28 protein-coding genes are annotated in these 24,115 nt (G+C 69.0%); 14 read left to right on the top strand and 14 right to left on the bottom strand.

Annotated features, from left to right (window positions below; all coding sequences use genetic code 11):
- Nucleotides 1-10: 10 nt before the first annotated feature.
- A complete protein-coding gene (locus tag AC07OA_RS10780) occupies nucleotides 11-1,489 on the bottom strand; it encodes an efflux transporter outer membrane subunit (protein ID WP_494663806.1) in 1,479 nt (492 codons plus the stop codon).
- A gap of 99 nt (nucleotides 1,490-1,588) precedes the next feature.
- Here AC07OA_RS10780 and AC07OA_RS10775 point away from each other — a divergent pair, with 99 nt between their 5' ends.
- The 3 genes from AC07OA_RS10775 (at nucleotide 1,589) to AC07OA_RS10765 (ending at nucleotide 3,334) form a co-directional block, all read left to right on the top strand.
- A complete protein-coding gene (locus AC07OA_RS10775) occupies nucleotides 1,589-2,212 on the top strand; it encodes a TetR/AcrR family transcriptional regulator C-terminal domain-containing protein (protein WP_494663805.1) in 624 nt (207 codons plus the stop codon).
- Between the two features lie 64 nt (nucleotides 2,213-2,276).
- Nucleotides 2,277-2,906 (top strand): uracil phosphoribosyltransferase, encoded by a 630-nt coding sequence (gene upp, locus AC07OA_RS10770; RefSeq protein WP_494663804.1) that lies wholly within the window; start codon nucleotides 2,277-2,279, stop codon nucleotides 2,904-2,906.
- Nucleotides 2,907-2,959: 53 nt separating this feature from the next.
- A complete protein-coding gene (locus tag AC07OA_RS10765; protein ID WP_494663803.1) occupies nucleotides 2,960-3,334 on the top strand; it encodes a response regulator in 375 nt (124 codons plus the stop codon).
- Here AC07OA_RS10765 and AC07OA_RS10760 read toward each other — a convergent pair.
- From AC07OA_RS10760 to AC07OA_RS10750, 3 genes are all read right to left on the bottom strand, one after another.
- A complete protein-coding gene (locus tag AC07OA_RS10760; RefSeq protein WP_494663802.1) occupies nucleotides 3,331-4,608 on the bottom strand; it encodes a metal-dependent hydrolase family protein in 1,278 nt (425 codons plus the stop codon). The genes AC07OA_RS10765 and AC07OA_RS10760 overlap by 4 nt on opposite strands.
- 690 nt (nucleotides 4,609-5,298) lie before the next feature.
- The gene (locus AC07OA_RS10755) at nucleotides 5,299-6,255 is read right to left on the bottom strand and encodes a KpsF/GutQ family sugar-phosphate isomerase (protein ID WP_494663801.1); all 957 of its coding nucleotides are present in this window, start codon (nucleotides 6,253-6,255) and stop codon (nucleotides 5,299-5,301) included.
- Nucleotides 6,252-6,479: a hypothetical protein gene (locus tag AC07OA_RS10750; RefSeq protein ID WP_494663800.1), complete on the bottom strand. Its 228-nt coding sequence runs from the start codon at nucleotides 6,477-6,479 to the stop codon at nucleotides 6,252-6,254. The genes AC07OA_RS10755 and AC07OA_RS10750 overlap by 4 nt, the downstream gene beginning before the upstream one ends.
- Before the next feature lie 133 nt (nucleotides 6,480-6,612).
- Here AC07OA_RS10750 and gpmA point away from each other — a divergent pair, with 133 nt between their 5' ends.
- The 3 genes from gpmA (at nucleotide 6,613) to AC07OA_RS10735 (ending at nucleotide 10,110) form a co-directional block, all read left to right on the top strand.
- Nucleotides 6,613-7,326 carry a 2,3-diphosphoglycerate-dependent phosphoglycerate mutase gene (gene gpmA / locus AC07OA_RS10745; protein WP_494663799.1) on the top strand — a complete coding sequence of 238 codons (714 nt, stop codon included), beginning with the start codon at nucleotides 6,613-6,615 and terminating at the stop codon, nucleotides 7,324-7,326.
- 124 nt (nucleotides 7,327-7,450) lie between these two features.
- Entirely contained in the window at nucleotides 7,451-8,710 is a 1,260-nt protein-coding gene (locus tag AC07OA_RS10740) for a pentapeptide repeat-containing protein (RefSeq protein WP_494663798.1), read from the top strand.
- Nucleotides 8,711-8,847: 137 nt separating this feature from the next.
- The gene (locus AC07OA_RS10735; RefSeq protein WP_494663797.1) at nucleotides 8,848-10,110 is read left to right on the top strand and encodes a pentapeptide repeat-containing protein; all 1,263 of its coding nucleotides are present in this window, start codon (nucleotides 8,848-8,850) and stop codon (nucleotides 10,108-10,110) included.
- A 78-nt stretch (nucleotides 10,111-10,188) separates the two neighbouring features.
- Here the strand turns inward: AC07OA_RS10735 and AC07OA_RS10730 are convergent, their stop codons facing one another.
- A complete protein-coding gene (locus AC07OA_RS10730) occupies nucleotides 10,189-10,656 on the bottom strand; it encodes an Hsp20 family protein (protein WP_494663796.1) in 468 nt (155 codons plus the stop codon).
- A gap of 239 nt (nucleotides 10,657-10,895) precedes the next feature.
- Between AC07OA_RS10730 and AC07OA_RS10725 the strand changes: the two genes are divergently transcribed.
- The 6 genes from AC07OA_RS10725 to AC07OA_RS10700 all read left to right on the top strand — a co-directional run bounded on the left by AC07OA_RS10725 (nucleotide 10,896) and on the right by AC07OA_RS10700 (nucleotide 15,194).
- Entirely contained in the window at nucleotides 10,896-11,741 is an 846-nt protein-coding gene (locus tag AC07OA_RS10725; protein WP_494663795.1) for a class I SAM-dependent methyltransferase, read from the top strand.
- Between the two features lie 73 nt (nucleotides 11,742-11,814).
- Nucleotides 11,815-12,717, top strand: a complete 903-nt coding sequence (locus AC07OA_RS10720) for a class I SAM-dependent methyltransferase (protein WP_494663794.1) — start codon at nucleotides 11,815-11,817, stop codon at nucleotides 12,715-12,717.
- An 8-nt stretch (nucleotides 12,718-12,725) separates the two neighbouring features.
- Entirely contained in the window at nucleotides 12,726-13,382 is a 657-nt protein-coding gene (locus tag AC07OA_RS10715) for a DUF2987 domain-containing protein (protein WP_494663793.1), read from the top strand.
- Between the two features lie 91 nt (nucleotides 13,383-13,473).
- Nucleotides 13,474-13,782 (top strand): SCP2 sterol-binding domain-containing protein, encoded by a 309-nt coding sequence (locus AC07OA_RS10710; RefSeq protein ID WP_494663792.1) that lies wholly within the window; start codon nucleotides 13,474-13,476, stop codon nucleotides 13,780-13,782.
- Nucleotides 13,783-13,785: 3 nt separating this feature from the next.
- Nucleotides 13,786-14,754, top strand: coding sequence for an alpha/beta fold hydrolase (locus tag AC07OA_RS10705; RefSeq protein WP_494663791.1), 969 nt, complete (start codon nucleotides 13,786-13,788; stop codon nucleotides 14,752-14,754).
- On the top strand, nucleotides 14,751-15,194 hold the full coding sequence (locus tag AC07OA_RS10700) for an NUDIX hydrolase (protein WP_494663790.1): 444 nt from the start codon (nucleotides 14,751-14,753) through the stop codon (nucleotides 15,192-15,194). Before AC07OA_RS10705 ends, AC07OA_RS10700 begins: the two co-directional genes overlap by 4 nt.
- Here the strand turns inward: AC07OA_RS10700 and hisN are convergent, their stop codons facing one another.
- Nucleotides 15,195-16,031: a histidinol-phosphatase gene (hisN, locus tag AC07OA_RS10695; RefSeq protein WP_494663789.1), complete on the bottom strand. Its 837-nt coding sequence runs from the start codon at nucleotides 16,029-16,031 to the stop codon at nucleotides 15,195-15,197.
- Nucleotides 16,032-16,083: 52 nt separating this feature from the next.
- Nucleotides 16,084-16,467 (bottom strand): helix-turn-helix domain-containing protein, encoded by a 384-nt coding sequence (locus tag AC07OA_RS10690; RefSeq protein ID WP_494663788.1) that lies wholly within the window; start codon nucleotides 16,465-16,467, stop codon nucleotides 16,084-16,086.
- A gap of 141 nt (nucleotides 16,468-16,608) precedes the next feature.
- Here AC07OA_RS10690 and AC07OA_RS10685 point away from each other — a divergent pair, with 141 nt between their 5' ends.
- Nucleotides 16,609-17,538 (top strand): lysophospholipid acyltransferase family protein, encoded by a 930-nt coding sequence (locus AC07OA_RS10685; RefSeq protein ID WP_494663787.1) that lies wholly within the window; start codon nucleotides 16,609-16,611, stop codon nucleotides 17,536-17,538.
- Here AC07OA_RS10685 and AC07OA_RS10680 read toward each other — a convergent pair.
- The 5 genes from AC07OA_RS10680 to gcrA form a co-directional block, all read right to left on the bottom strand.
- On the bottom strand, nucleotides 17,535-18,038 hold the full coding sequence (locus AC07OA_RS10680) for a response regulator (RefSeq protein ID WP_494663786.1): 504 nt from the start codon (nucleotides 18,036-18,038) through the stop codon (nucleotides 17,535-17,537). The genes AC07OA_RS10685 and AC07OA_RS10680 overlap by 4 nt on opposite strands.
- A 124-nt stretch (nucleotides 18,039-18,162) precedes the next feature.
- Nucleotides 18,163-18,891, bottom strand: coding sequence for a M23 family metallopeptidase (locus tag AC07OA_RS10675; RefSeq protein WP_494663785.1), 729 nt, complete (start codon nucleotides 18,889-18,891; stop codon nucleotides 18,163-18,165).
- Nucleotides 18,892-19,007: 116 nt separating this feature from the next.
- Entirely contained in the window at nucleotides 19,008-19,229 is a 222-nt protein-coding gene (locus AC07OA_RS10670; protein WP_494663784.1) for a DUF2093 domain-containing protein, read from the bottom strand.
- 56 nt (nucleotides 19,230-19,285) lie between these two features.
- Entirely contained in the window at nucleotides 19,286-20,878 is a 1,593-nt protein-coding gene (gene xseA, locus AC07OA_RS10665) for an exodeoxyribonuclease VII large subunit (protein WP_494663783.1), read from the bottom strand.
- An 840-nt stretch (nucleotides 20,879-21,718) separates the two neighbouring features.
- Nucleotides 21,719-22,240, bottom strand: a complete 522-nt coding sequence (gcrA, locus tag AC07OA_RS10660) for a cell cycle sigma 70 cofactor GcrA (protein WP_494663782.1) — start codon at nucleotides 22,238-22,240, stop codon at nucleotides 21,719-21,721.
- A 256-nt stretch (nucleotides 22,241-22,496) separates the two neighbouring features.
- Between gcrA and AC07OA_RS10655 the strand changes: the two genes are divergently transcribed.
- Nucleotides 22,497-23,318 (top strand): ABC transporter permease, encoded by an 822-nt coding sequence (locus tag AC07OA_RS10655; protein ID WP_494663781.1) that lies wholly within the window; start codon nucleotides 22,497-22,499, stop codon nucleotides 23,316-23,318.
- Nucleotides 23,319-23,369: 51 nt separating this feature from the next.
- Here AC07OA_RS10655 and AC07OA_RS10650 read toward each other — a convergent pair whose 3' ends face one another.
- Complete coding sequence (locus tag AC07OA_RS10650) at nucleotides 23,370-23,780, bottom strand: YbaY family lipoprotein (RefSeq protein WP_494663780.1); 411 nt, start codon at nucleotides 23,778-23,780, stop codon at nucleotides 23,370-23,372.
- A 45-nt stretch (nucleotides 23,781-23,825) separates the two neighbouring features.
- Nucleotides 23,826-24,047: a hypothetical protein gene (locus tag AC07OA_RS10645; protein ID WP_494663779.1), complete on the bottom strand. Its 222-nt coding sequence runs from the start codon at nucleotides 24,045-24,047 to the stop codon at nucleotides 23,826-23,828.
- Between the last annotated feature and the right edge of the window lie 68 nt (nucleotides 24,048-24,115).

Raw genomic sequence — 24,115 nt, 5'->3', positions numbered from 1 at the left:
TCGAAGAGCGTCAGGCGGGGGCGAAGCCGCCGCCCAGGGCGCGCACCAGGGCGACGTCCAGGGTCAGGGCGCGGCTTTCCAGATCGGCGACGATCCGGCGCTGGGTCAGCACCGCCAGCTCGGCGACCAGCACGTTCTGATAGGTCGACAGGCCGCCCTTGTAGCGCAGGGTGGCGATGCGGAAGCCGTCCTCGCTGGCGGCCAGGGCGGCGCGGGACTCGGTGAGGCGGGTGTCGAGCGCCCGCTCGCTGGCGGCCACGTCGGCCACGTCGCGCAGGGCCTGGGTCACGGCGGAGTCATAGGCGGCCACGGCCGCGTCGCGGTCGGCCTCGGCGGCGCGGAGATTGGCCTTCAGCCGGCCGCCCTCGAAGATCGGCAGGCTGACGGCGGGGCCCACGCTGCCGACGTCCGAGCCGCTGTCGAACAGCTTGTCCAGGTGCAGCGACTGCACGCCGATGGCGGCGGCCAGGTTGACGTTCGGATAGAAGGCCGCCTTGGCCTGGCCGATCCGCTTGCTGGCGGCCTCGGCCCGCCATCTGGCGGCGACGACGTCGGGACGACGGCCGATCAGGTCGGCGGCGAGGTTGGCGGGCAGGCCCAGCGGCTTGAGGGCCGAGGCGGTGGGACGGGCGATGGAAAGGCCCCGGTCGGGACCGGCGCCCAGCAGGGCGGCCAGGCCGTTGCGGGTCTGGGCGATCTGCTCGTCGATGGCGGCCAGCTCGGCGCGGGCGTTGGGCGGCCCCGCCTCGGCCTGGCGCAGCTCGCCGCGCGTATCCAGGCCGTTGGTCACCCGGTCGCTGACCAGGTTCAAGGTCTCGGTGCGCAGGGCCACCGACCGCTCGGCCACGTCGCGCTCGGCATAGAGGCGGGCCAGATCGGCGTAGGACGCGGCGACCGAGGTGGCCAGCATCAGCCGGGCCTGGGCGGCGTCGGCCTGGGCGGCGCGGGTCTCGGAGGTGGCGGCGGCGACGGCCGCGCGGTTCTTGCCCCAGAAGTCCAGCTCCCAGGCGAAGTCCAGGCTCAGCCGGCCGTAGTCGTTATAGCCCTGGGGGACGAAGTCGGCGGGAATGCCGTTGTTGTAGCTCTGCTTGGCGCGCTCGACGCCGCCGTTGGCGGTCACGGAGGGCAGCTGGGCGGCCTTGGCCTGGCGGGCCAGGGCCTGGGCGCGGCGCAGGCGCGCTTCGGCTTGAGCCAGGGTGGGCGAGCCGGCCAGGGCCTCGTCGACCAGGCCGTCCAGCTGGGCGTCGCCATAGGCCTCCCACCACGCATCGGCGGGCCAGGCGGCGTTGGAAGCGGGCAGGGACTGGGCTGTGGCGTAGGCCTCCGGCGCCTTGGCCACGCGGGCGGGGGCCGCGTCCGGCATGGTCGCGCAGGCGCTGGTCAGCAGGGCGGCCAGCAGGATCGAAACGGTGGCGCCGATTTGCTGTGCGCTGTGTGATCGTATGACAGGCGAAGCGATAAACGTCTTGTCCAGGGCGGTCGAGATCATGGGCGCTGGCCTTGAATTGACCGTACTGTACGGTCATATAGTGGCGCTGATATAGCCCACGGCCCGACGGGATCAAGGGGCGCCCGAAGGAAAGACACGATGCAGGACGTGAAACCACGTCTCGACCGAGACGCCCGCCGCGAAGCCATCCTCGACGTCGCCCGCGACGTCTTCCTGGAGGAGGGCTACGCCAATGCGTCGATGTCGACGATCGCCGCCCGGGTCGGCGGGTCGAAGGGCACGCTCTACAACTACTTCAAGAACAAGGAGGATCTGTTCGCCGCCTATGTGGTCCGCCACTGCGCCTGGCAGCGGGATTCCATGTTCGAGCTGGCCGCCGAGGCGGGCGACATCCGCGCGACCCTCATCCGCGTGGGGCGCGTCTTCCTGTCGACCGTGCTGAGCGACTACAGCATGGCCAATTTCCGCGTGATCGTCGCCGAGGCCCAGCGTACGCCGGCCCTGGGCGAGGCGTTCCACGAGACCGGGCCGCGGCGCGGCGCCGAGCTCTTGGGCGGCATCCTGCAGAAGGCCGTCGACGACGGCCAGCTGAAGATCGCCGACCCGGTGCACGCCGGCCACCAGTTCATCGGCCTGATCCAGAACTGGATGATGAAGGCGCGGCTGTGCAACGCCATGGGCGAGCCCACGCCCGAGGAGATCGACGGCGAGGTGCTGCCGGCGGTGGAGATGTTCCTGGCCGCCTACGGCGTGCGCGACTGACGATTTCCGCTTGGCGGCGCGGCCTTGAGGCGGCACTTGGTCCGCCGAGAGAAGGAGTTCCGCCATGCAAGGCGTCACGATCGTCGACCACCCCCTGGTCCGCCACAAGCTGACCAAGATGCGCGACAGGGACACCTCGACCAAGACGTTCCGCGCCCTGATGCGCGAGACGGCCACCTTGCTCTGCTACGAGGTCACCCGAGCTCTGCCGACCCACACCGTGCGGATCGAGACGCCGGTGGCCCCCACCGACGCCGAGGTGATCGCCGGCAAGAAGCTGGTCTTCGCCCCCATCCTGCGGGCCGGCCTGGGCATGGCCGAGGGCATGCTGGACCTCGTACCCTCGGCCCGGGTGGCGCACATCGGACTGTTCCGCGATCCCGAAACGCTGGAAGCGGTCGAGTACTACTACAAGACCCCCGAGGACATCGCCGACCGCCTGGTGATCGTGGTCGACCCGATGCTGGCCACCGGTCACACGGCGGTGGCGGCCATCGACCTGCTCAAGCGCTCGGGCGTCAGCGACCTGCGCTTCGTCTGCCTGGTGGCCTCGCGCCAGGGCGTCGACACCCTTCGAGCGGCCCATCCGGACGTGCAGATCTGGACGGCGGCCGTCGACGGCGAGCTGAACGACCACGGCTACATCGTGCCCGGACTGGGAGATGCCGGAGATCGCACCTTCGGCACTCGCTAAACTCAAGCGGGAGCTTGCTTTCCCCAGGGGAATCGCCGCGTTAACCTTCGGGCATGTCGGTTGCGCCCCTGATCTTCGTCGTCGACGATGACCCCGTCACGCTGGAGCTGATCGAGATCAGCCTGGCGGCCGACGGATTGCGGGCGCGCACCTTCGGCTCGGTCGACCAGATGCTGCCGGCCTTGTCGCGTGATCGGCCCAACCTGCTGCTGCTGGACGTGCGCATGCCCGGCCAGAGCGGCCTGGACGCGCTGAAGGCGATCAAGGAAACCCCCAACGGCGCCGATCTGCCGGTGCTGATGATCACCGGCGAGGGCCGGCTGGACCGCATCGTCCAGGCCATGCAGCTGGGCGCGGCCGGTTATGTGATGAAGCCCTTCACCGCCCGACAGCTGGTCGCCAGGGTGCGCGAGGCCCTGGCGGGCTAGGGCCGCCGCACCACCACGCCGTCCTTCATCACCAGCGTCACGGCCTTGGTCGCCTCGATGTCCTTGGTCGGATCACCGGCCACCGCGACGATGTCGGCCAGGAACCCGGGCTTCAGCCGCCCCAGGTCGTCCTGGCGGCGCAGCACCTTGGCGTCCACCGCCGTGGCCGCCAGCAGGGCCTGGACCGGGGTCATGCCATCCTTGACCATCCAGACCAGCTCGCGGGCGTTGTCGCCGTGGCGGAAGACGCCGACGTCGCTGCCCGCGCCGATGGTCACGCCGGTCTGGAGCGCCAGGCGGAAGGCCCGCTCGGCCGCCTGCATGGCCGGGGTGGCCGGGGTCTTGCCGGCGACGTAGCCGCCGAAATAGGTCGAGGTCGCCTCGCTGGCCGTCAGGGTGGGGAAGAAGGCCACGCCCTTTTCGGCCATCAGCCTGAAGGTGGCTTCGGATCCGCCGTAGCCGTGCTCGATGGTGTCGACCCCGGCCAGGATCGCGCGGCGCATGCCCTCGTCGCTGGAGGCGTGGACGGCGACCGGGCGGCCGGTGGAATGGGCGGTCTCGACCATGGCCTTCAGCTCTTCCAGGCTGAAGGTGGCCTGGGTCGAGCCGTCGGGGCCGACGCGGTAGTCCGCATAGATCTTGATCCAGTCGGCCCCGGCGCCGGCCTGTTCGCGCACCGCGCGGACGACCTCGTCGACACCGCTGGCCTCCTGGGCGCCCTGGGGCAGGTCGGCGTCGGGATTGTAGTTGCGGCGGGCCGGGCCGTAGGCGCCGGTGGCGACGATGGCGCGGGTGGCCACGAACAGGCGCGGGCCGGGGATCACCCCGTCCTTGATCGCCCGCTTCAGCGACACGTCGGCCACGCCCGCGCCCTCGGTGCCCAGGTCGCGCAGGGTGGTGAAGCCGGCGTCCAGGGTGGCCTTGGCGTGCACGGTGGCGCGCACCACGCGGTAGTCGGGCGCCTCCTTCAGCACCTGATCGTCCCACGAGGCCTCGTTGTAGGGATGCAGCAGCAGGTGGCTGTGCAGGTCCATCAGGCCGGGGATCACCGTGGCGCCGGGCAGGTCGATCACCTCCGCGCCCGTGGCGTCCAGGCCGGCGACGGGGCCGACGGCGGCGATCCGGCCGTCCCTGACCAGAACGGCCCACCCCTCGTGGGGCGGCCCGGCGTCCTCGGCTGTCCACACCCGCGCGGGCTTCAGCAGGATCGGCTGGGCGGCGTAAGCGGCGGCGGGCGCCAGGATCAGGGCGAGGGCGGTCAGCAGGCGGTGCATGGGGGGACTCGGGATGGGTGACGCGCCGAGCTAAGCCGAAAACGGAGCTGGGTGCATCTCCTCACCCATGAGACGGGGGAGGTGGTGGGCAGCCACGGCCGGGGACATGCACTTGTGCGTGTCCCCAACGACGTCCGCAGCGTCGGATCGGCATGCCCAGCGGATGAGTTTGGGGACACGCACAAGTGCATGTCCCCGGCTTGATGCGCGCCAATCCGCTGAAATCGCTGGGCTAAATCTTTATTCCCAGCAGGGTCTCAGACCTCCCGTATCCTATACTCACCTGAAAGCACGGGAAGGGCGCACGTACGGCGACCGTTGCGGCTTTCGGGGGCGATCGAGCGGGAGGCTCTGTTGGTGGTTCTCTTCGGAGGACAACCCTGTCCATCTGGTGCCGGCCGGGCCTCGAAAATAAACGGCGTTGGATGGGGACCGACTTTGCGGCAGGCGGGCGGTGATGCGCTCGCGGTCCGGGATCGGGGATGTCGCCCCGGTTCCGCCCGTCGGAGGCTTCAAGGCGGCGAGGCCCTAACAGGGCTCAGCGTCGCGGGCTTTTGGATAACGGTCGCGCGAAGCGCTCTAGCGTCGTCGAAACGGTATTCAAAACTGCAAATCATCCGGGCGAGGCCCGGGCGCTTCGCATCCTTCCCACACCTTCAGCGGCGATCCGCGTGAGGCGGCGAAGCCGTGTCAGATCACTCCGGCGCGCAGCAGGTCATGCACATGCAGAACCCCGACCGGTCGGCCCTGGTCGACCACGAACAGCACCGTGATACGGCGGTCGTTCATCAGCTTCAGGGCCTCGGCCGCCAGGGCGCCGGGGGCGATGGTCAGGGGCGCGCGGGTCATGACCTCGCCGGCCGTGTGGCCCATCAGCCCGTCCATGTGGCGACGCAGGTCGCCGTCGGTGATCAGGCCGCTGAGCGTGCCGTCGGGCGCGACCACGCCCACGGCGCCGAAGCGCTTCTCGCTCATCACCAGCAGGGCTTCCGACATGGCGGCGGCCTCGCGGGTCAGGGGCAGTTCGTCCTGACCGTGCATCAGGTCGCCGACCGTGCGCAGCATGGCGCCCAGCTTGCCGCCCGGGTGGAAGATCCGGAAGTCGCTGGCGGTGAAGCCGCGCCGCTCCAGCAGGGCCACGGCCAGTGCGTCGCCCAGGGCCATCTGCAGGGTCGTGGAGGTGGTGGGGGCGTTGACCTCGGCGGTGGCCTCGGGCGCATCGGGCAGCAGCAGCAGGATGTCGGCCGCCCGGCCCAGCTGGCTGTCGGCCACGGCGGTGATGGCGATCAGCGGGATCGAGAAGCGCTTGGCGTAGGCCAGGCTGTCGGACAGCTCGCGCGCCTCGCCGGACTTCGACAGCGCCAAGACCACGTCGCCCTGGCCGATCATGCCTAGGTCCCCGTGGCTGGCCTCGGCGGCGTGGACGAACATGGCCGGCGAGCCGGTCGAGGCCAGGGTGGCGGCGATCTTGCGCGCCACGTGGCCGGACTTGCCGATGCCGGTGCAGACCACCCGGCCCTTGGCGTCGAACAGGGTCTCGACCGCGCGGACGAACGAATCGTCCAGGCCGGCCGACAGCTGGGCCAGGGCTTCGGCCTCGGCGTTCAGCACGCGCTGGCCGACGGCGACGGCGTCGAAGCGGCTCATGGGGCGGTCGCCACGCCGGCCTGTTGGCGGGCCTGACGCTCGTGCATGATGGCGGCGTCCTTCTCGCGCTGCATCTTGGCGCGCATCTCGGGCGTCTGCTGCAGCGGCACGGTGCCCCACGGGCCGGGCGAGCGGTCGCCGTAGCCTTGGGGCCAGACCAGCGAAAACGCGATCATCGCCAGGCCGATGAGCGCCAGAAGAGGCATGAAGATGCGATCGGGCATGGCCTGCCTATAGCACGCCCCTTTCGCGAGAGAAGGGCGCCAGAAGGACGAGAGAGCGGCGAGAGCGGGGCGGAGCGCTTGACGCCGCGTCGCCTGGGGCTTAGCCCGCCCTGCGTCACATCCTGGAGGTCCGATGCCCGTTCTCGTCCTGCTGCGCCACGGCCAGAGCCAGTGGAATCTCGAAAACCGCTTCACCGGCTGGGTGGACGTGGACCTGACCGCCGAGGGCGAGGCCCAGGCCCGCAAGGGCGGCGAGCTGATCAAGGCCGCCGGCATCCAGATCGACGAGGCCTTCACCTCGGTCCAGACCCGCGCCATCCGCACCAACAACCTGGCCCTGGACGCGGCCGGCCAGAGCTTCGTGCCGGTGACCAAGGACTGGCGCCTGAACGAGCGCCACTACGGCGGCCTGACCGGCCTGAACAAGGCCGAGACCGCCGAGAAGCACGGCGAGGAGCAGGTCACGATCTGGCGTCGCTCGTACGACATTCCGCCGCCGGAACTGGCCCCGGGCGGCGAGTACGACTTCAGCAAGGACCGCCGCTACGCCGGCAAGGACCTGCCCGCCACCGAAAGCCTGAAGACCACCCTGGTGCGCGTGCTGCCCTACTGGGAATCGACGATCGCTCCCAAGCTGAAGGCCGGCGAGACCATCCTGGTGGCCGCCCACGGCAACTCGCTGCGGGCCATCGTCAAGCACCTGTTCAACGTGCCGGACGCCGACATCGTCCATGTCGAGATCCCCACGGGCAACCCGCTGGTCATCGACCTGGACGCCGGCCTGAAGCCGACCGGCGCGCGCTATTTGGACGAAAGCCGGGCCCAGCCGCTGCCGTCGGCGGGCTGACGCGACTGGTGGGACGCTCGTGCGACAGATGCTCGAGCGTCCCGAACTGCTTGGAAACGCAGCGTTAATGCCGCCTGGCGCATTGTAACGATCTAGCCCTTCGGGGAGTCGATACCGAGCAGCCATGAGCGCCCCTCCCGCGGCAGGCCAAGAGCACAAACGCCTGACGCAACACGACGTGGACGTGATCTGCGCCAAGCACGACCGTCTGTGGTCGGCTCGGATGGGCGGCGCGCGGGCCGTTTTCGCCTTCTGTGACCTGTCGGGCCTGTCGGTCTCCGGACGGAACCTCTGCGACGCCGATTTCACCGGCGCCCTGATGGTCGGCTGTGACCTGCGCCGCGCCAAGCTCGACAACGCCAATCTGTACGGCGCCGACATGCAGGGCTCGGACCTGACCGACGCCTCCATGCGCCGGGCCGACCTGCGCGGCTCCAGCCTGCGCGGCGCCAACCTGACCGGCGCGGACCTGTTCGAGGCCGACCTGCGCGAAGGCCAGATCGCCGCCGCCGACCGCAAGGAAGGCTACCGCATCATCGAGCCGGTCCAGCGCGAGGCCATCGCCCACGGCGCGATCCTGGCCGGGGCCAACCTGGAACGCTCGCGCCTGTCGGGCATCATCGCCACCAAGGCCGACTTCAGCGACGCGATCCTCAAGGACGCCAAGCTGGTGCGCGCAAACCTCAAGCAGGCCAATTTCAACGGCGCGAACCTGGCCGGGGCCGACCTTTCGGGGGCCAATCTGGTCGGGGCCGACCTGCGCAACGCCGTCCTCGTCGGCGCCAAGACCATGTCGTGGAACATCAACGACACGAACATGGAAGGGGCCCTGACCGACAAGGCGTCGGGCAAGGACGTCGCCGACATGCCCTACGAGCAGATGATCGCCGACCATGCCAAATGGTGCGAGACCGGCGGCGCCGAGGGCAAGCCGTCGGTGTTCGACAAGGCCGACCTGCGCAATCTGAAGTCTGTCCGCGGCTTCAACCTGACGGCCCTGTCGGCCAAGGGCGCGGTCTTCTACGGCCTGGACATGGAAAGCGTGCAGATGCAGGGCGCGCAGCTGGAAGGCGCCGACCTGCGATCCTGCAACCTGCGCCGCGCCGACCTGCGCGGGGCGCGGCTCAAGGGCGCCAAGCTGGCGGGGTCGGATCTGCGCGAGGCCCAGCTGGGTCCGCTGCTGATCGGACGCGACCGCCTGCTGCCCAGCGACCTGACCGGCGCGCTCCTGACCAACGCCGACCTGGCCCGGGCCGACCTGCGCCAGGCCTGCCTGAGCGGCGCGGACCTCTCGCGCGCCAACTTCACCAACGCCACGCTGAAGGACGTCAACCTGACCGGCGCGATCCGGATGGGGGCGCGCGGCCTGGACGACGTGATCTAGGTCTCTGGTATCGCTAACGGCGAAATTTCCGATACTTACGTCAAATAGTTGCGGCAAAACGGCGCGGTTTTAACGCTTCGCTCGGGGATCGGGTCTAGGTTTGGTCCATCGGGGTAGTCGGGGCAAGGCGTAGGATCATGTCGGCGGTGCAGAGCATTGCGGGACGGCGAAAGCTGAGCCAGGCCGAGCTCGACATGATCGTGACCGCCCACGAGAAGTTCGTGACCGGCAAGCAGGGCGGCAAGCGCGCCTCGCTGCGTTTCGTGAACCTTTCCGGCCTGGACCTGTCCTTCCGCAATCTGGCCGACGCCGATTTCTCCGCCTCGATCCTGGACGGCTGTCGCATGGTCCGCACCCGGTTGGAGCGGGCCAATCTGTTCGGCGCCGACCTGCGCACGGCCGACCTGCGCCAGGCGATCCTGGTCCGCGCCGACCTGCGCGGCGCCTGCCTGCGGGGCGCGAACCTGTCCCAGGCCGACCTGACCCAGGCCGATTTCCGCGAAGGCCAGGTGGCCATTCCTCACCCTCGCAAGGGTCTGGAGACCATGGGCCACGAGACCCGCAACGGCGAGGTCGACGAGGCCAACTTCTCGGGCGCCACCCTGGACGGCTCGCAGTTCTCGGGCGTCTCGGCCTTCAAGGCCGACTTCAGCGACTGCTCGCTGCGCGGCGCCAAGCTGTCGGGGGCCAATCTCAAGGAAGCCAATCTCAGCGGCGCCATCCTGGAAGGGGCCGACGTCAAGGGCGCCAATCTGGAAGGCGCCAACTTCACCGGCGCGGTGATGGCCGGCGTCGACACCTCGGCCGCCCGCACCAGCGGCGCGGCGATGCAAGGGTGCCTGGCCGCCTCGACAGAGCGCGCGGTGGCCCGGGCCGACGAGATCCACCAGCGCTGCCTGGCCAACCAGGCCTGGTGCAAGACCGGCGGCAAGGAGGGCGCGCCCGCCCATCTGGACGGCGAGGACCTGCGTCCGCTGGCCGATCGCCTGAAGGGCCTGCGGCTGACGGCGATGAGCGCCTCGGGCGCCTGCATGGTCGGGCTGGACCTGTCCGGCGCCCAGCTGCAGGGCGCCAATCTGACCAACGCCGACCTGCGGACCGCCAATCTGCGCGGGGCCGATCTGCGCGGCGCCAAGCTGTCGGGGGCCAATCTGACCAAGGCCGATCTGCGTCAGGCTTTCCTGTCGCCCCTGCCGCTGGGGCCGGAGCGCAAGACCCTGGCCACCTTGCGGGCGGCGCGTCTGCGTTACGCGCTTCTGCAGGCGGCCGACCTGAGCGAGGCGATGCTGGACGGCGCCGACCTGCGCGGCGCGGACTTCACCGGGGCGCGTCTGACCCGGACCAGTCTGCGCGACTGCGACCTGAGCCAGGTGCAGGGCCTGGAGCTCGTCCCAGGCTAGGGACGTAAAAAAGGGCGACGCGTCGCCGCGCCGCCCTGAAAGTCTAGAGGGGAAACCTGATAACGCGCGAAGGGACGATTAAGCCGCTTTTTCGCCGTCGATCTTGTCGCCTTCGATCAGGGCCGAGGCCGACTTGATCTCGATGGTGCGCGGCTTGAGGGCTTCGGGCAGCTCGCGCTTCAGGGCGATCGACAGCAGGCCGTCCGACAGCGAGGCGTCGGTGACGATCACATAGTCGGCCAGCTGGAAGCGGCGCTCGAAGTTGCGTTCGGCCAGGCCGCGATGGAGGTAGCGCTTGGCCTCGTCGTTGGCCGGCTTGCGACCGGTGACGGTGAGGAGGTTTTCCTTCACCTCGATGCCGAGCTCTTCCGGCTTGAAGCCGGCGACGGCGATCTCGATGCGGTACGCGTTCTCGGCGGTGCGCTCGATGTTGTAGGGGGGATAGCCCGAGGCGGCTTCGTTCTTCGCGGCGGCGTCCAGTTGGGCGGCCAGGCGGTCGAAACCGACGAGCGAGCGATACAGGGGCGACAGGTCGATCGTACGCATGGTGACATCCTTCTTTCAAAGCAAGGTTGTTCAATCTGTTCAGACCTTTGGCGACCCTGTTCAGGCGTCGCCGGCGATCCGGAAGGCCCGGGTTTCCAGCGCCTTCGAGACCAAGGTGGTGAGCCGATTTTCGACTTCAAGAGGTTGAACCAGGGGGAGGGCGGTGAATCGCTTGATCGCCGTTCGCCCACCGCTAAGGTCGGCGCGCCGAACCCTGGCCAATCCTGGAGAGCCCGACGATGACCTCCCGCCGCCAAGTCCTGGTGTTCGCCGCAGCCGCCGCGCTTTGTCTGGGCGCGACGCCCGTCATGGCCGCCGACGCGGCCTTGCAGGCGGCCATCGCCTCGCCCGACCGCACGCCGGCCAGCGTGGCCCGCGACGGCGCGCGCCACCCCTATGACAGCCTGATCTTCTGGGGGCTGAAGCCCAAGCAGACGGTGATCGAGGTGTCGCCGGGCGGCGGCTACTGGACCGAGATCCTGGCGCCCTACGCCAAGGCGACCGGCGGGACCTACATCGTCGGCGTCGCCGACCTGGCCAATCCCAAGATCTCGGAGGGCGCCCGCAAGGCCCGCGCCAATTTCGAGATGCGCTTCATGGACCCGGCCAAGTACGGCAACGTCCAGTTCGTCAATTTCGGGCCGGTCGCCGCGCCGCTGGGCGCGCCGGGTTCCGCCGACCTGGTCCTGACCGCCCGCAACGTCCACAACTGGACCGGCCAGCCGGGCGTGGCCGACAAGATCTTCAAGGACTTCTTCGACGTGCTGAAGCCGGGCGGCGTCCTGGCGGTCGAGGACCATCGCGCCGATCCGAAGGCCGAGAGCGACAAGGGCGCGGACGGCTATCTGTCGACGGCCACGGTGGTGGCCCTGGCCGAGAAGGCGGGCTTCAAACTGGACGCCAAGTCCGAGATCAACGCCAATCCCAAGGACACCAAGGATCACCCGTTCGGTGTCTGGACCCTGCCGCCGGTTCGCCAGAGCGCGCCCAGCGGCCAGCCCGCCGACCCGAATTTCGATCACACCAAGTACGACGCCATCGGCGAAAGCGACCGCATGACGCTGCGCTTCCGCAAGCCCGGCTGAAAACTCCCGCCAAGGCGCAGTTTCGCCCAGGTCGGGTGCATGATCCAAGTCTGAAGCGATGTCGGGGGAGAGTATGAGTCCAGGACTTCCATGGTCGCGGCGGAGGCTGCTGGCGCACGCCGGCGCCATAAGCGTTTCCGCCGGCCTGGTCGGTTGCGGCCGCAAGGACGACGCGCCCAAGGAGGCCAAGCCGAAGTCCAAGGCCGAGCCGATGAGCTTGAAGGCCGCGACCGAAGGCGACTGGCGCTCGCCCGCCGACAAGGCCCGCGACGCCTGGCGCCATCCGATCCAAAGCCTGGAGTTCTGGGGCCTGAAGCCCGGCCAGACCGTCGTCGAGTTCTGGCCGGGCGTGGGCTGGTACACCGACATTTTGGCGCCCTACCTGGCTGCGACAGGCGGCAAGCTCTACGCCGCCACCCTGCAGACCGATTTGCCCGACGAGCCCAGCGCCAAGGAGACGGTCGAGGCCTATGTCCGCAAGCTGACCGACAAGAAGAAGCTCTACGGCGACGTCACGATCACCGCCTTCGGCCCCACCAGTGGTCCGGTCGCTCCGGCCGGGTCGGCGGACCTGGTGCTGTTCCTGCGCAACCTGCACAACTGGATGGCCGCGGGCCTGGTCGAAAAGGCGTTCCGCGACGCCCTCGTCGCCCTGAAGCCTGGCGGGGTGCTGGGGATCGAGGAACATCGCGGCGAGCCGGGCCGGGTGCAGGACGTGCTGGCCGCCGACGGCTACGTGCAGCAGGCCTATGTGATCGAGATGGCCAAGGAGGCGGGGTTCGTCCTGGCCGAGGCCAGCGAGATCAACGCCAATCCCAAGGACACCAAGGACCACCCGTTCGGCGTCTGGACCTTGCCGCCCACCCGCCTGTCCGCCCCGCGCGGCGAGCCGGCCGAGGCGGGCTTCGACCACGCCAAGTACGACGCCATCGGCGAGAGCGACCGCATGACCCTGAAGTTCGTGAAGCCCAAGTGAGCCATCGCGTGAAACGACGCGCCGCCCTTGTGGGGCTGATGGTCCTGACCCTCGCGCCGCTCGCCTACGCCGACGCCGGCAAGACCGTTCCGGCGACCAAGGTGTTTCCGTTCCTGGAGTCGATGCTGAAGGTCCCGCCCGCCGAACGTGCACGGATCAAGGTCACCTACGGCCTGCGCCATGACGGCAAGCCGGCGATCGGCGTCAAGGCCACGCTCGTCGAGGCCGGCGGCGCGCGCACGCCACTGCCGATGGACGATAAGGGGCGGTTCGAGCGCCTGCCGACGCTGGCCCAGCTTCAGGCCAAGGCCCAGGTGAACCTCGACGTTCCCGCCGACGCCAAGTTCGGCGCGGCCATGCAACTGGAGCCGGTGCTCAAGCCCGCGGCCGAGTACGACGCCCGCGAACTGGTCGCCACGGTGGAGGAGTCCAACAGCGCCATCCGCAAGGCGGCCGGCGCCATGGCGCTGATGGCCCCGCAGATGACCGGCCTGGCCTTCCTCAAGGCCGAGTCCGGCGTGGCCTTGTTCCCCAACGGAAGCTCCAAGCCCTTGTCCGTCAACGCGGGAACCGTCGTGTTCCGGCCGGACGACTTCAAGGGCGCGTCCCGTGTCAGGCTGGCCAAGGTTCCCGTTTCGGTGGATTATTACGACAAGAAGAAATAAGCCGCCGCCCAGTCTGAACGGTGTTTACTCGCCGCGATCCAGCGGCCAGTGTGCCGCCCCAGAATCCACGCGCAAAAGAGGGAGACGCGTAATGGCCACGTTGCAGGAAATCACCGATCGTATCAAAGGCGCCGTCGGCGACGACAGCGGCCTGGGCAAGAGCCTGAAGTTCGACCTGAAGGAAACTGGCGTCATCCACATCGACGGCGGTTCGGTGACCAACGAAGACAAGCCGGCCGACCTGACCATGACCCTGTCGCTGGACGACCTGCTGGCCATCGGCGCCGGCTCGCTGGACCCGACCATGGCGGTGATGACCGGCAAGCTGAAGCTGTCGGACATGGGCACGGCGATGGCCCTGCAGTCGAAGATGGCGGCCCTCTTCTCGAAGATGCGCTGATCCATGGGGGATGCGGCGCCGCTGGTCTCGATTCCCGAGGCGCCCGTCCCCGATCATGGAAAGGCCGAATGGTTCAGCGGCGCGGATGGGGCGACCCTCCGCGCCGCTTTCTTTGCGCCCGAAGGCCCATCTTTCAAGGGCAAGCCGCGAGGTTCGGTCGTGGTCAGCCCCGGCCGCAGCGAACCGATCGAGAAGTATTTCGAGGTCGTGCAGGACCTGCTGGACCGTGGCTTCGTCGTGCTGGTCCACGACTGGCGGGGGCAGGGGCTCTCGCACCGGGCGCTGCCCGACCGGCTGAAGGGCCACGCGGCGGGCTTCAAGGATTTCCTGGGCGACTACCAGGCCCTGCTGGCGGCGTTCGAAACGCGACTGCCCAAGCCCTGGATCGCCGTGGGACACTCGATGGGCGGCTGCCTGACCGCCCTGGTCCTGGCCACGGGCGAGACCCGTTTCTCCGCCGCCGTGCTCTCGGCCCCGATGCTGGGCCTGAACACCGGCGGCAAGCCGGCGCGCGCCGCCCGCGCCCTGGCCTGGATCATGGCCCGCTGGGGTCTGGCGGGCGACTATGTGCTGGGCGACAAGGGCGACCCGTTCACCCAGAAATTCCCCGACGACGCCCTGACTCACGACGAAGCGCGCTATGCCCGCTTCCAGGCGCAGGTGAAGGCCAATCCCGACATCACCCTGGGGGGCATCACCTGGGGCTGGGCCGATTTCGCGTTCTCGGCCTGCGCCTTCCTGCGCCGGACCAAGGGGGTGGAGGCGGTGACCATCCCGGTGACCATCGTCGGCGCGGGCGACGACAGCCGCGTGCTGGTGGCCGACGAGAAGTCGATCGCGGCGCGGATGCCGAACGGCCGCTACGTCGAGATCGCCGATGCCTTCCACGAGATCCTGATCGAAACCGACGAGCGCCGGGCGGTGTTCTGGCGCGAGTTCGACGCGACGGTCGACAGGGTGGCGCCGCGATGAACGCCTGGCGGCCGAGGCAGGCGATCCGCGCCGTGGCCATCGGCCTGCTGCGCGACGGCGACCGCCTTCTGGTAGCCGAGGTGCCCAATGACGACGGCTCGGTGAAGGGCTGGCGGCCCCTGGGCGGCGGGATCGAGTTCGGCGAGGCCGCCGAGGTCGCCCTGAGGCGCGAATTCCAGGAGGAACTGGGCGTCGAGATCCAGATCGACGGTCCGCCGACGATCTTCGAGAACCTCTACGATCACGCCGGCCATGTGGGCCACGAGATCATCTTCGCCTTCCCGATCCGGGTTTCAGACGACGCCGTGCGCGCCGAGCGCCGCTTTCAGGTCCGGGACAACGATACGCCGGTCTGGGTCGAATGGGTCGAGCTGGCGCGTTTCGAGACAGGCGAGGTCCTGTTCCCGACGGCCCTACGACCCTTGCTGACGAAGAGCTGACTATTTCGCCGAGCGGCGCAGGGCCACCAGCGCTTCGTCCAGGCAGCGGCGGTCGCCGGAGATGACCATCTGGCCGCCGTCCTTGCCGATGGTGTCGCCACGCCAATTGGTGACGATCCCGCCGGCGCCTTCGACTAGCGGAATGGCCGCCTCGATGTCCCAGGACTTCAGGCCAGCCTCGATAACCATGTCCATCTTGCCCATGGCGACCATGGCGTAGGCATAGGCGTCGCAGCCCAGGCGGGCCAGCTTGGCGGCGGCGCGCACCTGCAGCCAGGCACCGCGCTCGGCCCCGTCGAAACAGGCGTCCGGATCGGTGGTGGCGATGACGGCGTCGGTCAGGCGCGGGCATTCGCGCACCTGGATGGCGCGTTCCGAGCCGCGCGAGAGCAGCCGCGAGCCGGCGGCCGAGCCGACGAAGATCTCGCCCACATAGGGCTGTCCGATCGAGCCCAGCACGGGGCGGCCCTGATGGCGCAGGCCGATCAGGGTGGTCCACAGGGGCAGGCCGGAAATGAAGGCGCGCGTGCCGTCGATGGGATCCAGCACCCAGACGAACTCGGCGTCCGGGCGGTCCTCGCCGTATTCCTCGCCGATCACCCCGTGCTCGGGATAGCGCTCGGCGATCAGCTTGCGGATCGCCGCCTCGGCCCCGCGATCGGCTTCCGTCACCGGATCGAAGCCCGCGTGGGTGTCACGCGGCAGGTTCTTGCCCGCGCTCTTGTCTTCCAGCCCGTGATCGGCCCGGAACAGCGGCAGGATCGCCGCCGCCGAGGCGCGGTTCAGGTCGATGACGAAGGCGTCGAGCTGGGCGAGGCGGTCGGCGGCGAGGGTCATGGGCGAGGCTTTAGCCCGACCCGCGACTCGACGCCACCGTTCGCGAAACCGTTTACGCCTCGATCGGCTCGCCGCCGTTCAGCGACTTGGCCAGGTCCAGCAGGCGACGGCGCGGACGCTCGCCCAGCAGGTAGTAGGCGCGGACCAGGTCCAGGGTCTCCTTGCGGGCGAACATCTCGCCGCCTTCGGCCTCGACATTGGTCTCCTTCAGCGCACGGTCCGACAGGCCGTCGTAGAAGTAGCCAACCGGAACCTCCAGCGCCTCGGACAGCTGCCAGAGGCGAGCGGCCGAGATGCGATTGGCGCCGCACTCGTACTTTTGGATCTGCTGGAAGCGCACGCCGACCGTGCCCGCCAGTTGCTGTTGAGTCAGGCCGAGCAGGCGGCGCCGACGCCGCAGTCGCTTGCCCAGGTAAACGTCGATGTCGTTGCCCATAATGACGCCCCGATTTCATGTCTTCCGTCCCGAAACGGAACGGTCTGGGTTGACATCCGCAAGTCGCGTGCCGGGCGAAACAGATCGAGTCGATACACGCGCCGAGTCCCACTCATTCGCGAAGCAGGCTAATAGGACTTCATGTCGGATAAGCGTCGGCCCTGGGCCCAAGACTTGTTGTGGCGCGCGGAAGCGCTGGGGTTCGACCTCTTCATCGGCGTGGTGCGCCTGCTGGGCGTGGACGCCGCCTCGGCGTTCGGCGGCTGGCTGGGCCGCACGTTCGGGCCGCTCAGCGGGGCCCACAAGGTGGCGACCCGCAATCTCAAGCTGGCTTTCCCCGAGAAGGACGAGGCTTGGCGCGAGGCCATGCTCCAGGCCCAGTGGGACGGCCTGGGCCGCACCTTCGCCGAATTCCCTTTGATGGACAAAATCCTGCCGTCCACCGGCCGGGTCGAGGTGGTCAACCAGGAGCGCCTGTTCCAGATCGCCGCGGAGAAGACGCCGGTGGTCTTCGTGTCGGGGCACCTGTCGAACTGGGAGGTGATGCCCGCGGCCATCGTCGATTCCGGCGTGGTCTGCGAGATGACCTATCGCGCGGCCAACAATCCGTATGTGGACGAGCGCATCAAGGCCAGCCGGTTCCGCTATGGCGTGCGGCTGTTCGCGCCGAAGGGTGGCGACGGCGCGCGGGAACTGCTGGAAGGCATGAAGCAGGGCAAGTCTGTGGCCCTGATGAACGACCAGAAGTTCAACAGCGGCGTCGAAGGCCTGTTCTTCGGCCATCCGGTGCGCACCGCGCCGGGGCCCTCGCGCCTGGCGATCCGTTTCGGCACGGTGCTGCAGCCGATGTCGGTGCAGCGGACCAAGGGGGCGCGCTTCCGGGCGGTGGTCCACGATCCGATCGTCCTGCCCCGCACCGGCGACCGCACGGCCGACATCGAGGCGGGCGTGAAGCTGGTCAACGCCTTCATGGAAGAGCGCATCCGTGAGCGCCCCGAGGAGTGGTTCTGGGTGCACCGCCGCTGGCCCAACGAGGTCTATGCGGCGCTGGCGGCCCAAGAGGAGCGCTAGAGCTCCAGGGTGCGCTCGTTGCCGCGCCGTTTGGGGCCCGTATAGGACGGGTCGTCGCGTCGCCGGCGGCAGGGGCCGAAATAGTCCTCGGTGCGGATGAACGGGCGGGGCTTGAAGATCACCGTGTTGATGCGGTCCAGCAGCGAGCGGGCGGTGACCGGCTTGACCACGATCTCGGTGACCCCGGCGTCGCGGGCCTCGAACACGCGGTGACGTTCGGCGAAGCCGGTCAGCATGATGATCGGCAGGAACGGGTCGGTGCTGTCGGGCGACTGGCGCACCAGCTGGGTGAACTGCACCCCGTCCAGCGGCGACATCTTGAAGTCGACGATGGCGATGTCGATGGCGTGGTCGCGCAGGGCCTGCAGGGCTTCGGCGCCGTCCATGGCCTCGTAGACGTGCCGCGCGCCCACGCCCTTGAGGATCGTCGAAACGATCGCTCGCATGTGATGGTTGTCGTCCACCAGCAGGAAGCGCAGTTGCTCGAGCGCCGCTGACACGCGGACGGACCTCCATCACGAAAACGGGAGGGCTGGGGATACTTCACAGTTAACGGACTGTCGATCCCCGCAAGGCCCTTTCGCGCCACAAAACTCGCCCTAGGCGAGAATTTTCCGGCGGGCCTCAGGCGCGGGGCGCCGGTAGTCCCACCATGAGGGACGGGTCCAGATTCTGGTCGCGCCACTTCATGCGCCAGCACAGGTGCGGGCCGGTGGCGCGGCCCTCCTTGCCGACGGCGCCGATCAACTGGCCCTGGGTCACCGACTGGCCGGCGGCCACGTCGACGCGCGACAGGTGGAGGTAGGCGGTGATCAGGCCCTGGCCGTGGTCGATCAGGATCAGCCCGCCTTCGAAGTGCAGGCCGGTCTCGGCGAAGCTGACCACGCCTGCGGCCGGGGCCACCACGGGCGTGCCGACGGGGGCGGCCAGGTCGACGCCGTAATGCGGCCGCTTGGGCTCGCCGTTCAGGATGCGCTGGCCGCCGAAGCTGGACGAGCGCCGCGTGGCCTGGACGGGCCAGACGAAGCCGGTGCGGAAGAAGTCGCCGTCCACCCGGCTGGCGAAACCCGCGGCCTTGCGGCTTCCCTCGGCGGCGATACGGGCCAGCAGGGCCGGATCGCTGGGCGCGACCTGGTCCTGGGCCAGGCCGTCGATGCGCTGGATGTCGAAGGTTCCCGGCGCGATGGTCGCCTGGTGGCTGGCCGAGCCGTCGGCGGTCTCGACCGTGATCAGGGCCGGAGGCGGGGCGTCGCGGTCGAAGCCGATCACGAACCAGCCGGCGGCCGAGGCCTGGGTGGCGGGAAGGCCGTTCAGCAGAACCGTGGCCCGAGGCGCGGTGTGGCCCACGACCATGCCGCCCTGCACGAACCGGCCCGACAGGCTCAGGCCCGGGGCGGCGGCGTACGATCGAGATGCGGCGAAGGCTCCGGCGCCGCCGGCAATCAGAGCGGCGAGCGCGGCGCGCCGGTTCAGCCCCGGCTCTCCTGCCAGCGCTTCAGGGCTTCGGCCGGACCGGCATAGGCTTCCTGCAGCTCGGGACTCCAGTAGCGCAGGGCCTCCAGCGCCACCTTGGTCCCGGTGACGGCGCACAGCACGTACTGGCCGGGGCTCATGATGGCGAACTCGCCGTCGCCGTAATGCAGGGTGGCCGGGCCGCCGGATTTGCCGAGATTGGGATCGAACGCGTTCATGGGTGTCTTTTACGCCAAATGGGCTGGGGCGAACAGATAGGGGCTCGGGGGCGGGATCAAAACAGGCTGCCCTGATCCGAGGACGGCGGTGGAGCCTTGGGCTTGGGCGCCGGGCGCGGCGCGGCGGCCGGAGGCGGCGAAGGCGGGGGCGTCGAGCCCTCCCCGTCGATCACCGCGTCGCGGTCGCCGGCCTTGAACTTCAGGTTCACGCGCTCGCCGCTGGAAAGCTCGCCGGCCGAGCGGGCGATGGTCCCGTCGGCCTTGCGCACCAAGGCGAAGCCCATCTCCAGCGGGCGCTGGGGGTCCAGTGACAGCCGCAGCTTGTCGAGGCTGGCGAGCCGCTCGCCCTCGCGTTCCAGCCGGCGGCGGGCCACGGCGTTCAGGCGCTCCTGCAGGGCCGGCAGGCGGGCGTGCTGGGCCACCCGCTCGGGGACGCGGCGGGCGGCCAGGTCCATGCGGCGGGAGAGGTCCTCGACCCGGCGGCCACAGTCGGCGCGCTGGCGGTTCAGCGTCTCGGGCGACAGGCGGGCGGTGACCTTCAGCAGGTCGCGGGCATGGATGTCCGTGTTGCGCTGGAGCGCCAGGTCCAGGCGCGCCGCGACCTCCTTGAACCGGCGCTCGGCCGGGGCGGTCAGGTCGTCCAGGCGGGGCAGGCCGCGCACCGCCAGGTCCAGCCGCTGCTGGGCCAGGGCCAGCAGGTCGGCGGGGCGGGGCAGGCCGCGCGCGGCGCCGACGAGGCGCGTGCGGCGGTCCTCGATGACCCGGCCGCCGCAGGTGTTGAGGCGGCGGTCGTAGTCGCTGACCAGGGCCTTCAGCTCGGCCAGGACGGGCGTCGCCATCTCGGCGGCGGCGGTTGGAGTGGGCGCGCGGCGGTCGGAGACGAAGTCGATCAGGGTGGTGTCGGTCTCGTGGCCGACGGCCGAGATCAGCGGGATTGTCCCCTCGGCCACGGTGCGGGCCAGGCCCTCGTCGTTGAAGGCCCACAGGTCCTCGACCGAGCCGCCGCCCCGGGCGACGATGATGATGTCCGGACGCGGCACGGGTCCGCCCGGCTGGATGGCGTTGAAGCCCCGGATCGCCGCGCTGACCTGGCCGGCGGCGGCGTCGCCCTGGACCACGCAGGGCCAGACCAGCACCTGGCACGGCCAGCGGTCGCGGATGCGGTGCAGGATGTCGCGGATCACCGCCCCGGTCGGGCTGGTGATCACTCCGACCACGGCCGGCATGGAGGGCAGGGGCCGCTTGCGGTCGGGGGCGAACAGGCCCTCGGCGTGAAGTTTGGCCTTCAGGCGTTCGAGTTGCGCGAGCAGGGCGCCGACCCCGGCGGCCTCCATGGTCTCGATGACGATCTGGTAGCGCGAGCCGGCCGGATAGGTGGTGATCTTGCCGGTGACGATGACTTCCAGGCCGTGCTCGGGCCGGATCTGCAGCTGGCGGACATTGCCCTTCCAGACCACGCCGTCGATGGCGGCCTTGTCGTCCTTGATGGTCAGATAGACGTGGCCGTTGGAGTGGTGGGTGACCTTGCTGAGTTCGCCCCGCAGCCGGACGAAGCTGTAGCGGTCTTCCAGCGTGCGCTTCAGGGCGAAGGCCAGCTCGGAGACCGAATAGGCCTGGGCGTTGGAATCGGGGGCGGCGACGTCGGTCATGGGGTTCTAGATAGGACGGATTGGGGGTGGGCTGAAATGGGTGACTCCGTGCGGCGAACACTTGCCCCCTTCGCGCCTTCGGCGCTCCTTCCCCCGGAGGGGGAAGAGGACGCGCGCTTTCGTCCTCCGCCCCCTACGGGGGCGGACAGACCGCGAAGCGGTCAGGTGGGGGCAAGGGGGTGTGATCCCACGCCTGCGGCTGTGAGCGGATGGAAAGGGACGCGGAGCGCCGGACGACGTCCGGAGTGTTTGAGTAAGTAACCGTTTCGACGAAGCCAGAGCGCTCCGCGCGACCGTTATCCGCAAGCCCTCGGCGCTAGGCCCTGTTGGAGCCGCGCCTCGGCGCCTGCGACGGGCGGATTGGATCAACGAACCCAACCCGGACCGCGAGCGTCGTCCGCTCGCCTGCTGCTCAATCGACCCTTCGCGTCACGTCGTTTATTTTCGAGGCCCGACCGGCACCAGAGACGCAAGGTAGTCCTCCGAAGAAGACGTCGACAGAGCTTCCCGCTCGATCGCCCCCCGCCGCCGCATCGGTCGCTGGCCATGCGCCCTTTCCCTGCGGCGAGGTGATTACAGGATACGGCCGGTCTGAGTGGGTGCGGGGAATAAAGATTTAGCCGAGCGATTTCAGCGGCATAGTCCGCCCTGAGCCGGGGACATGCACTCGTGCGTGTCCCCACCTTCACCCACGGCGTCGGATCGTCATGCCCAGCAGAAGCCTTTGGGGACACGCACAAGTGCATGTCCCCGGCCGTGGAACGTCATCCCCAGACGCAAAAATCCCGGGCGATCTTTCGACCGCCCGGGATCTTCAGGTTTTCCGACGTTTCGGCGCGCTTAGATGTAGCGGCGCAGCGAGCGGGCCAGTTCGGTGGCGCCGGCCTTCTTCTTGGTCTGCTGGGGCTGATAGGCCACCCGGGCGTGTTCGACGCAGTAGGGCGCGCCTTCCGACGAGCGGCGGCCGCAGAAGGTGAAGCCGTCGGTCGACGGATCGCCGATCGGCCACTTGCACATGTGGGCGCCCAGGGTCAGCACGGTGGCCGAGCCCGGCTCCTCGGCGCGGAACGCCGGGACCGACGGCTGCTGGGCCACGGCCGGGAGGGCCGCCGGCTCGGCGGCGATCACCCGGCGCGGCGCCGAGGGCATGGTGGTGGCGGCCGGACGCGCCGGACGCGGGGCCTTGAAGGCCGGACGCGCGGGCTGCGAAGGCGCGGCGCGGCCCGACAGGCCCAGCCGGTGAACCTTGCCGATGACGGCGTTGCGCGTGACGCCGCCCAGCTGTTTGGCGATCTGACTGGCGGAAAGCCCATCCAGCCAGAGCTTCTTCAAGGTGGTGACCCGTTCGTCAGTCCAGCTCATTGCCCATCTCCGCCTAAAAAAGAGTCCGAAACGGGTTTCCCCGACTCGCCTCGGCCTCTACATCTGGTGTGCGCTCGGCCCCGCCGGCCGCTCGCCTACCAGATAGTGTAAAGAATACGTTAAAACACACAATAGGCGCCATTCGGTCTGTCCACAGAAACAAGATATTGATTCTGTCGGAGCGCCGCTTGCGCTGGAACCGCCTCGGGCGCACATGCGCAGGCAGTTCGAGCAGGAACTCCAGGATTCCAGGCCCATGAAAGACGTGACGGGAACCGTCATCCCCCCGCAGCCGCGCGACTATCACGGCTGGAACTGGAGCGGGTTCTTCACCCTCTATCAGCGCGAGATCCGCCGCTTCTGGAAGGTGGGCACCCAGACCGTGGCCGCCCCGGTGGTGACGACCCTGCTCTACATGCTGGTGTTCGTGGTCGCCGTGGGCGCCAGCCGCCCGGCGGTGGGCGGGGTGACCTTCGGCCATTTCGTGGCTCCGGGCCTGATCATGATGGCCATCCTCAACAACGCCTTCGCCAACGCCTCGTCCTCGCTGATCCAGGCCAAGATGATGGGGCTGACGCCGGACTTCCTGACCCCGCCGCTGTCGCCGCTGGAGCAGGTGGCGGCGTTCGGCCTGGGCGCTGCGACGCGCGGCATCGTGGTCGGGGCGGTGACCGCCCTGGTGATCGGCGTGCTGCCGGGCGCGGGCCTGTCGTTCGCCCACCTGTGGGCCATCGTCTATTTCGCGGTCGGCGCCTCGATCATCCTGGGCCTGGCCGGCGTGCTGGCGGGCCTGTGGTCGGAGAAGTTCGACCAGCTGGCGGCGGTGACCAACTTCGTGATCATGCCCATGACCTTCCTGTCGGGCACCTTCTACCTGGTCGACAAACTGCCCGAGCCGTTCCGCTCGGCCAGCCACTTCAACCCGTTCTTCTACCTGATCGACGGCTTCCGCTACGGCTTCATCGGCCACGCCGACGGCTCGGTGGCCATCGGCGTGGCGGTTACGGCCGGCCTGTCGGTGGGGCTGTTCCTGTGGTGCTGGGCGCTATTCCGGACCGGGTACCGGCTGAAGAGCTAGGATCGCTGGTCGGGGACACACGCATGCGTGTGTCCCCAGCCGTGGGCGCCGCTACTGCGCGACGCCCTTGACCAGCACCGTCACGTCCTTCGTCGGGCCGCCGTTGATCACCGCGATATGCTCGTCGTTGATGAACCGCAGCCGGCCGTCCACCTCGACCCGCGCCGAGACCGCAACGCGGGCCGAGGCCGGGATCGTGGCGGGGTCGTAGCCCAGCGAGAAGGCGACCGGCGGGGTCTGGGCCGGGATCACGGCCTCGGCGATCACGCGGGCGGAGGCGTCGGCCAGGCTGACGTCCTGCAGGCGCACGATCACCTTGGTCTGGGGCGGCAGCATGATCCGCTCGCGCCAGACCACCTGGCCGGTGACGGCGGCGCTGGACGGGCCGGTGGGCGCGGGCGGCGCGGTGGCGCATCCAGCCAGCAACGTCAGGGCCAGCAGGGCGGGGGCGAAGAGCTTCATGCTTGCCTCATGAACAATTTTCTTCTCGCCCCAGTTATAATCGAACTAAATTCGGTGAATAATTTCACCAGATTCTACGATCTCACATCGCGCAGCATCGAGAAAGTTCACGGGCGAGCCATCTTCAAGCTCCAAACGCTTCAGGCCCTTTATCCATTGAGCTGATCCTTCAAGAGGCTGATAGGATCTAAACTCCTGAATCTCAATGACGAGATATGTCTCTCCATCCCCGCTTCGATACTCAAAGCGGCCTGTTTCTTTTTCCATTGGCTTCCACTCCTCCGTGTGACGGATCGGAATTGGTCAAGGTGGAATTATTGTTCCCATAATGTTCT

Source organism: Caulobacter sp. GW821-FHT09B08, assembly GCF_059418225.1.
Note: the sequence above shows the minus strand (reverse complement) of the source record. Positions and strands in the feature narration are given on the sequence as shown.

Excerpts from the sequence above, each read along its gene's own strand:
- AC07OA_RS10780 (WP_494663806.1), bottom strand. The coding sequence starts at position 1,489 with ATGATCTCGACCGCCCTGGACAAGACGTTTATCGCTTCGCCTGTCATA.
- AC07OA_RS10775 (WP_494663805.1), top strand. The coding sequence starts at position 1,589 with ATGCAGGACGTGAAACCACGTCTCGACCGAGACGCCCGCCGCGAAGCC.
- upp (WP_494663804.1), top strand. The coding sequence starts at position 2,277 with ATGCAAGGCGTCACGATCGTCGACCACCCCCTGGTCCGCCACAAGCTG.
- AC07OA_RS10765 (WP_494663803.1), top strand. The coding sequence starts at position 2,960 with ATGTCGGTTGCGCCCCTGATCTTCGTCGTCGACGATGACCCCGTCACG.
- AC07OA_RS10760 (WP_494663802.1), bottom strand. The coding sequence starts at position 4,608 with ATGCACCGCCTGCTGACCGCCCTCGCCCTGATCCTGGCGCCCGCCGCC.
- AC07OA_RS10755 (WP_494663801.1), bottom strand. The coding sequence starts at position 6,255 with ATGAGCCGCTTCGACGCCGTCGCCGTCGGCCAGCGCGTGCTGAACGCC.
- AC07OA_RS10750 (WP_494663800.1), bottom strand. The coding sequence starts at position 6,479 with ATGCCCGATCGCATCTTCATGCCTCTTCTGGCGCTCATCGGCCTGGCG.
- gpmA (WP_494663799.1), top strand. The coding sequence starts at position 6,613 with ATGCCCGTTCTCGTCCTGCTGCGCCACGGCCAGAGCCAGTGGAATCTC.
- AC07OA_RS10740 (WP_494663798.1), top strand. The coding sequence starts at position 7,451 with ATGAGCGCCCCTCCCGCGGCAGGCCAAGAGCACAAACGCCTGACGCAA.
- AC07OA_RS10735 (WP_494663797.1), top strand. The coding sequence starts at position 8,848 with ATGTCGGCGGTGCAGAGCATTGCGGGACGGCGAAAGCTGAGCCAGGCC.
- AC07OA_RS10730 (WP_494663796.1), bottom strand. The coding sequence starts at position 10,656 with ATGCGTACGATCGACCTGTCGCCCCTGTATCGCTCGCTCGTCGGTTTC.
- AC07OA_RS10725 (WP_494663795.1), top strand. The coding sequence starts at position 10,896 with ATGACCTCCCGCCGCCAAGTCCTGGTGTTCGCCGCAGCCGCCGCGCTT.
- AC07OA_RS10720 (WP_494663794.1), top strand. The coding sequence starts at position 11,815 with ATGAGTCCAGGACTTCCATGGTCGCGGCGGAGGCTGCTGGCGCACGCC.
- AC07OA_RS10710 (WP_494663792.1), top strand. The coding sequence starts at position 13,474 with ATGGCCACGTTGCAGGAAATCACCGATCGTATCAAAGGCGCCGTCGGC.
- AC07OA_RS10705 (WP_494663791.1), top strand. The coding sequence starts at position 13,786 with ATGGGGGATGCGGCGCCGCTGGTCTCGATTCCCGAGGCGCCCGTCCCC.
- AC07OA_RS10700 (WP_494663790.1), top strand. The coding sequence starts at position 14,751 with ATGAACGCCTGGCGGCCGAGGCAGGCGATCCGCGCCGTGGCCATCGGC.
- hisN (WP_494663789.1), bottom strand. The coding sequence starts at position 16,031 with ATGACCCTCGCCGCCGACCGCCTCGCCCAGCTCGACGCCTTCGTCATC.
- AC07OA_RS10690 (WP_494663788.1), bottom strand. The coding sequence starts at position 16,467 with ATGGGCAACGACATCGACGTTTACCTGGGCAAGCGACTGCGGCGTCGG.
- AC07OA_RS10685 (WP_494663787.1), top strand. The coding sequence starts at position 16,609 with ATGTCGGATAAGCGTCGGCCCTGGGCCCAAGACTTGTTGTGGCGCGCG.
- AC07OA_RS10675 (WP_494663785.1), bottom strand. The coding sequence starts at position 18,891 with ATGGTCGTGGGCCACACCGCGCCTCGGGCCACGGTTCTGCTGAACGGC.
- AC07OA_RS10670 (WP_494663784.1), bottom strand. The coding sequence starts at position 19,229 with ATGAACGCGTTCGATCCCAATCTCGGCAAATCCGGCGGCCCGGCCACC.
- xseA (WP_494663783.1), bottom strand. The coding sequence starts at position 20,878 with ATGACCGACGTCGCCGCCCCCGATTCCAACGCCCAGGCCTATTCGGTC.
- gcrA (WP_494663782.1), bottom strand. The coding sequence starts at position 22,240 with ATGAGCTGGACTGACGAACGGGTCACCACCTTGAAGAAGCTCTGGCTG.
- AC07OA_RS10655 (WP_494663781.1), top strand. The coding sequence starts at position 22,497 with ATGAAAGACGTGACGGGAACCGTCATCCCCCCGCAGCCGCGCGACTAT.
- AC07OA_RS10650 (WP_494663780.1), bottom strand. The coding sequence starts at position 23,780 with ATGAAGCTCTTCGCCCCCGCCCTGCTGGCCCTGACGTTGCTGGCTGGA.
- AC07OA_RS10645 (WP_494663779.1), bottom strand. The coding sequence starts at position 24,047 with ATGGAAAAAGAAACAGGCCGCTTTGAGTATCGAAGCGGGGATGGAGAG.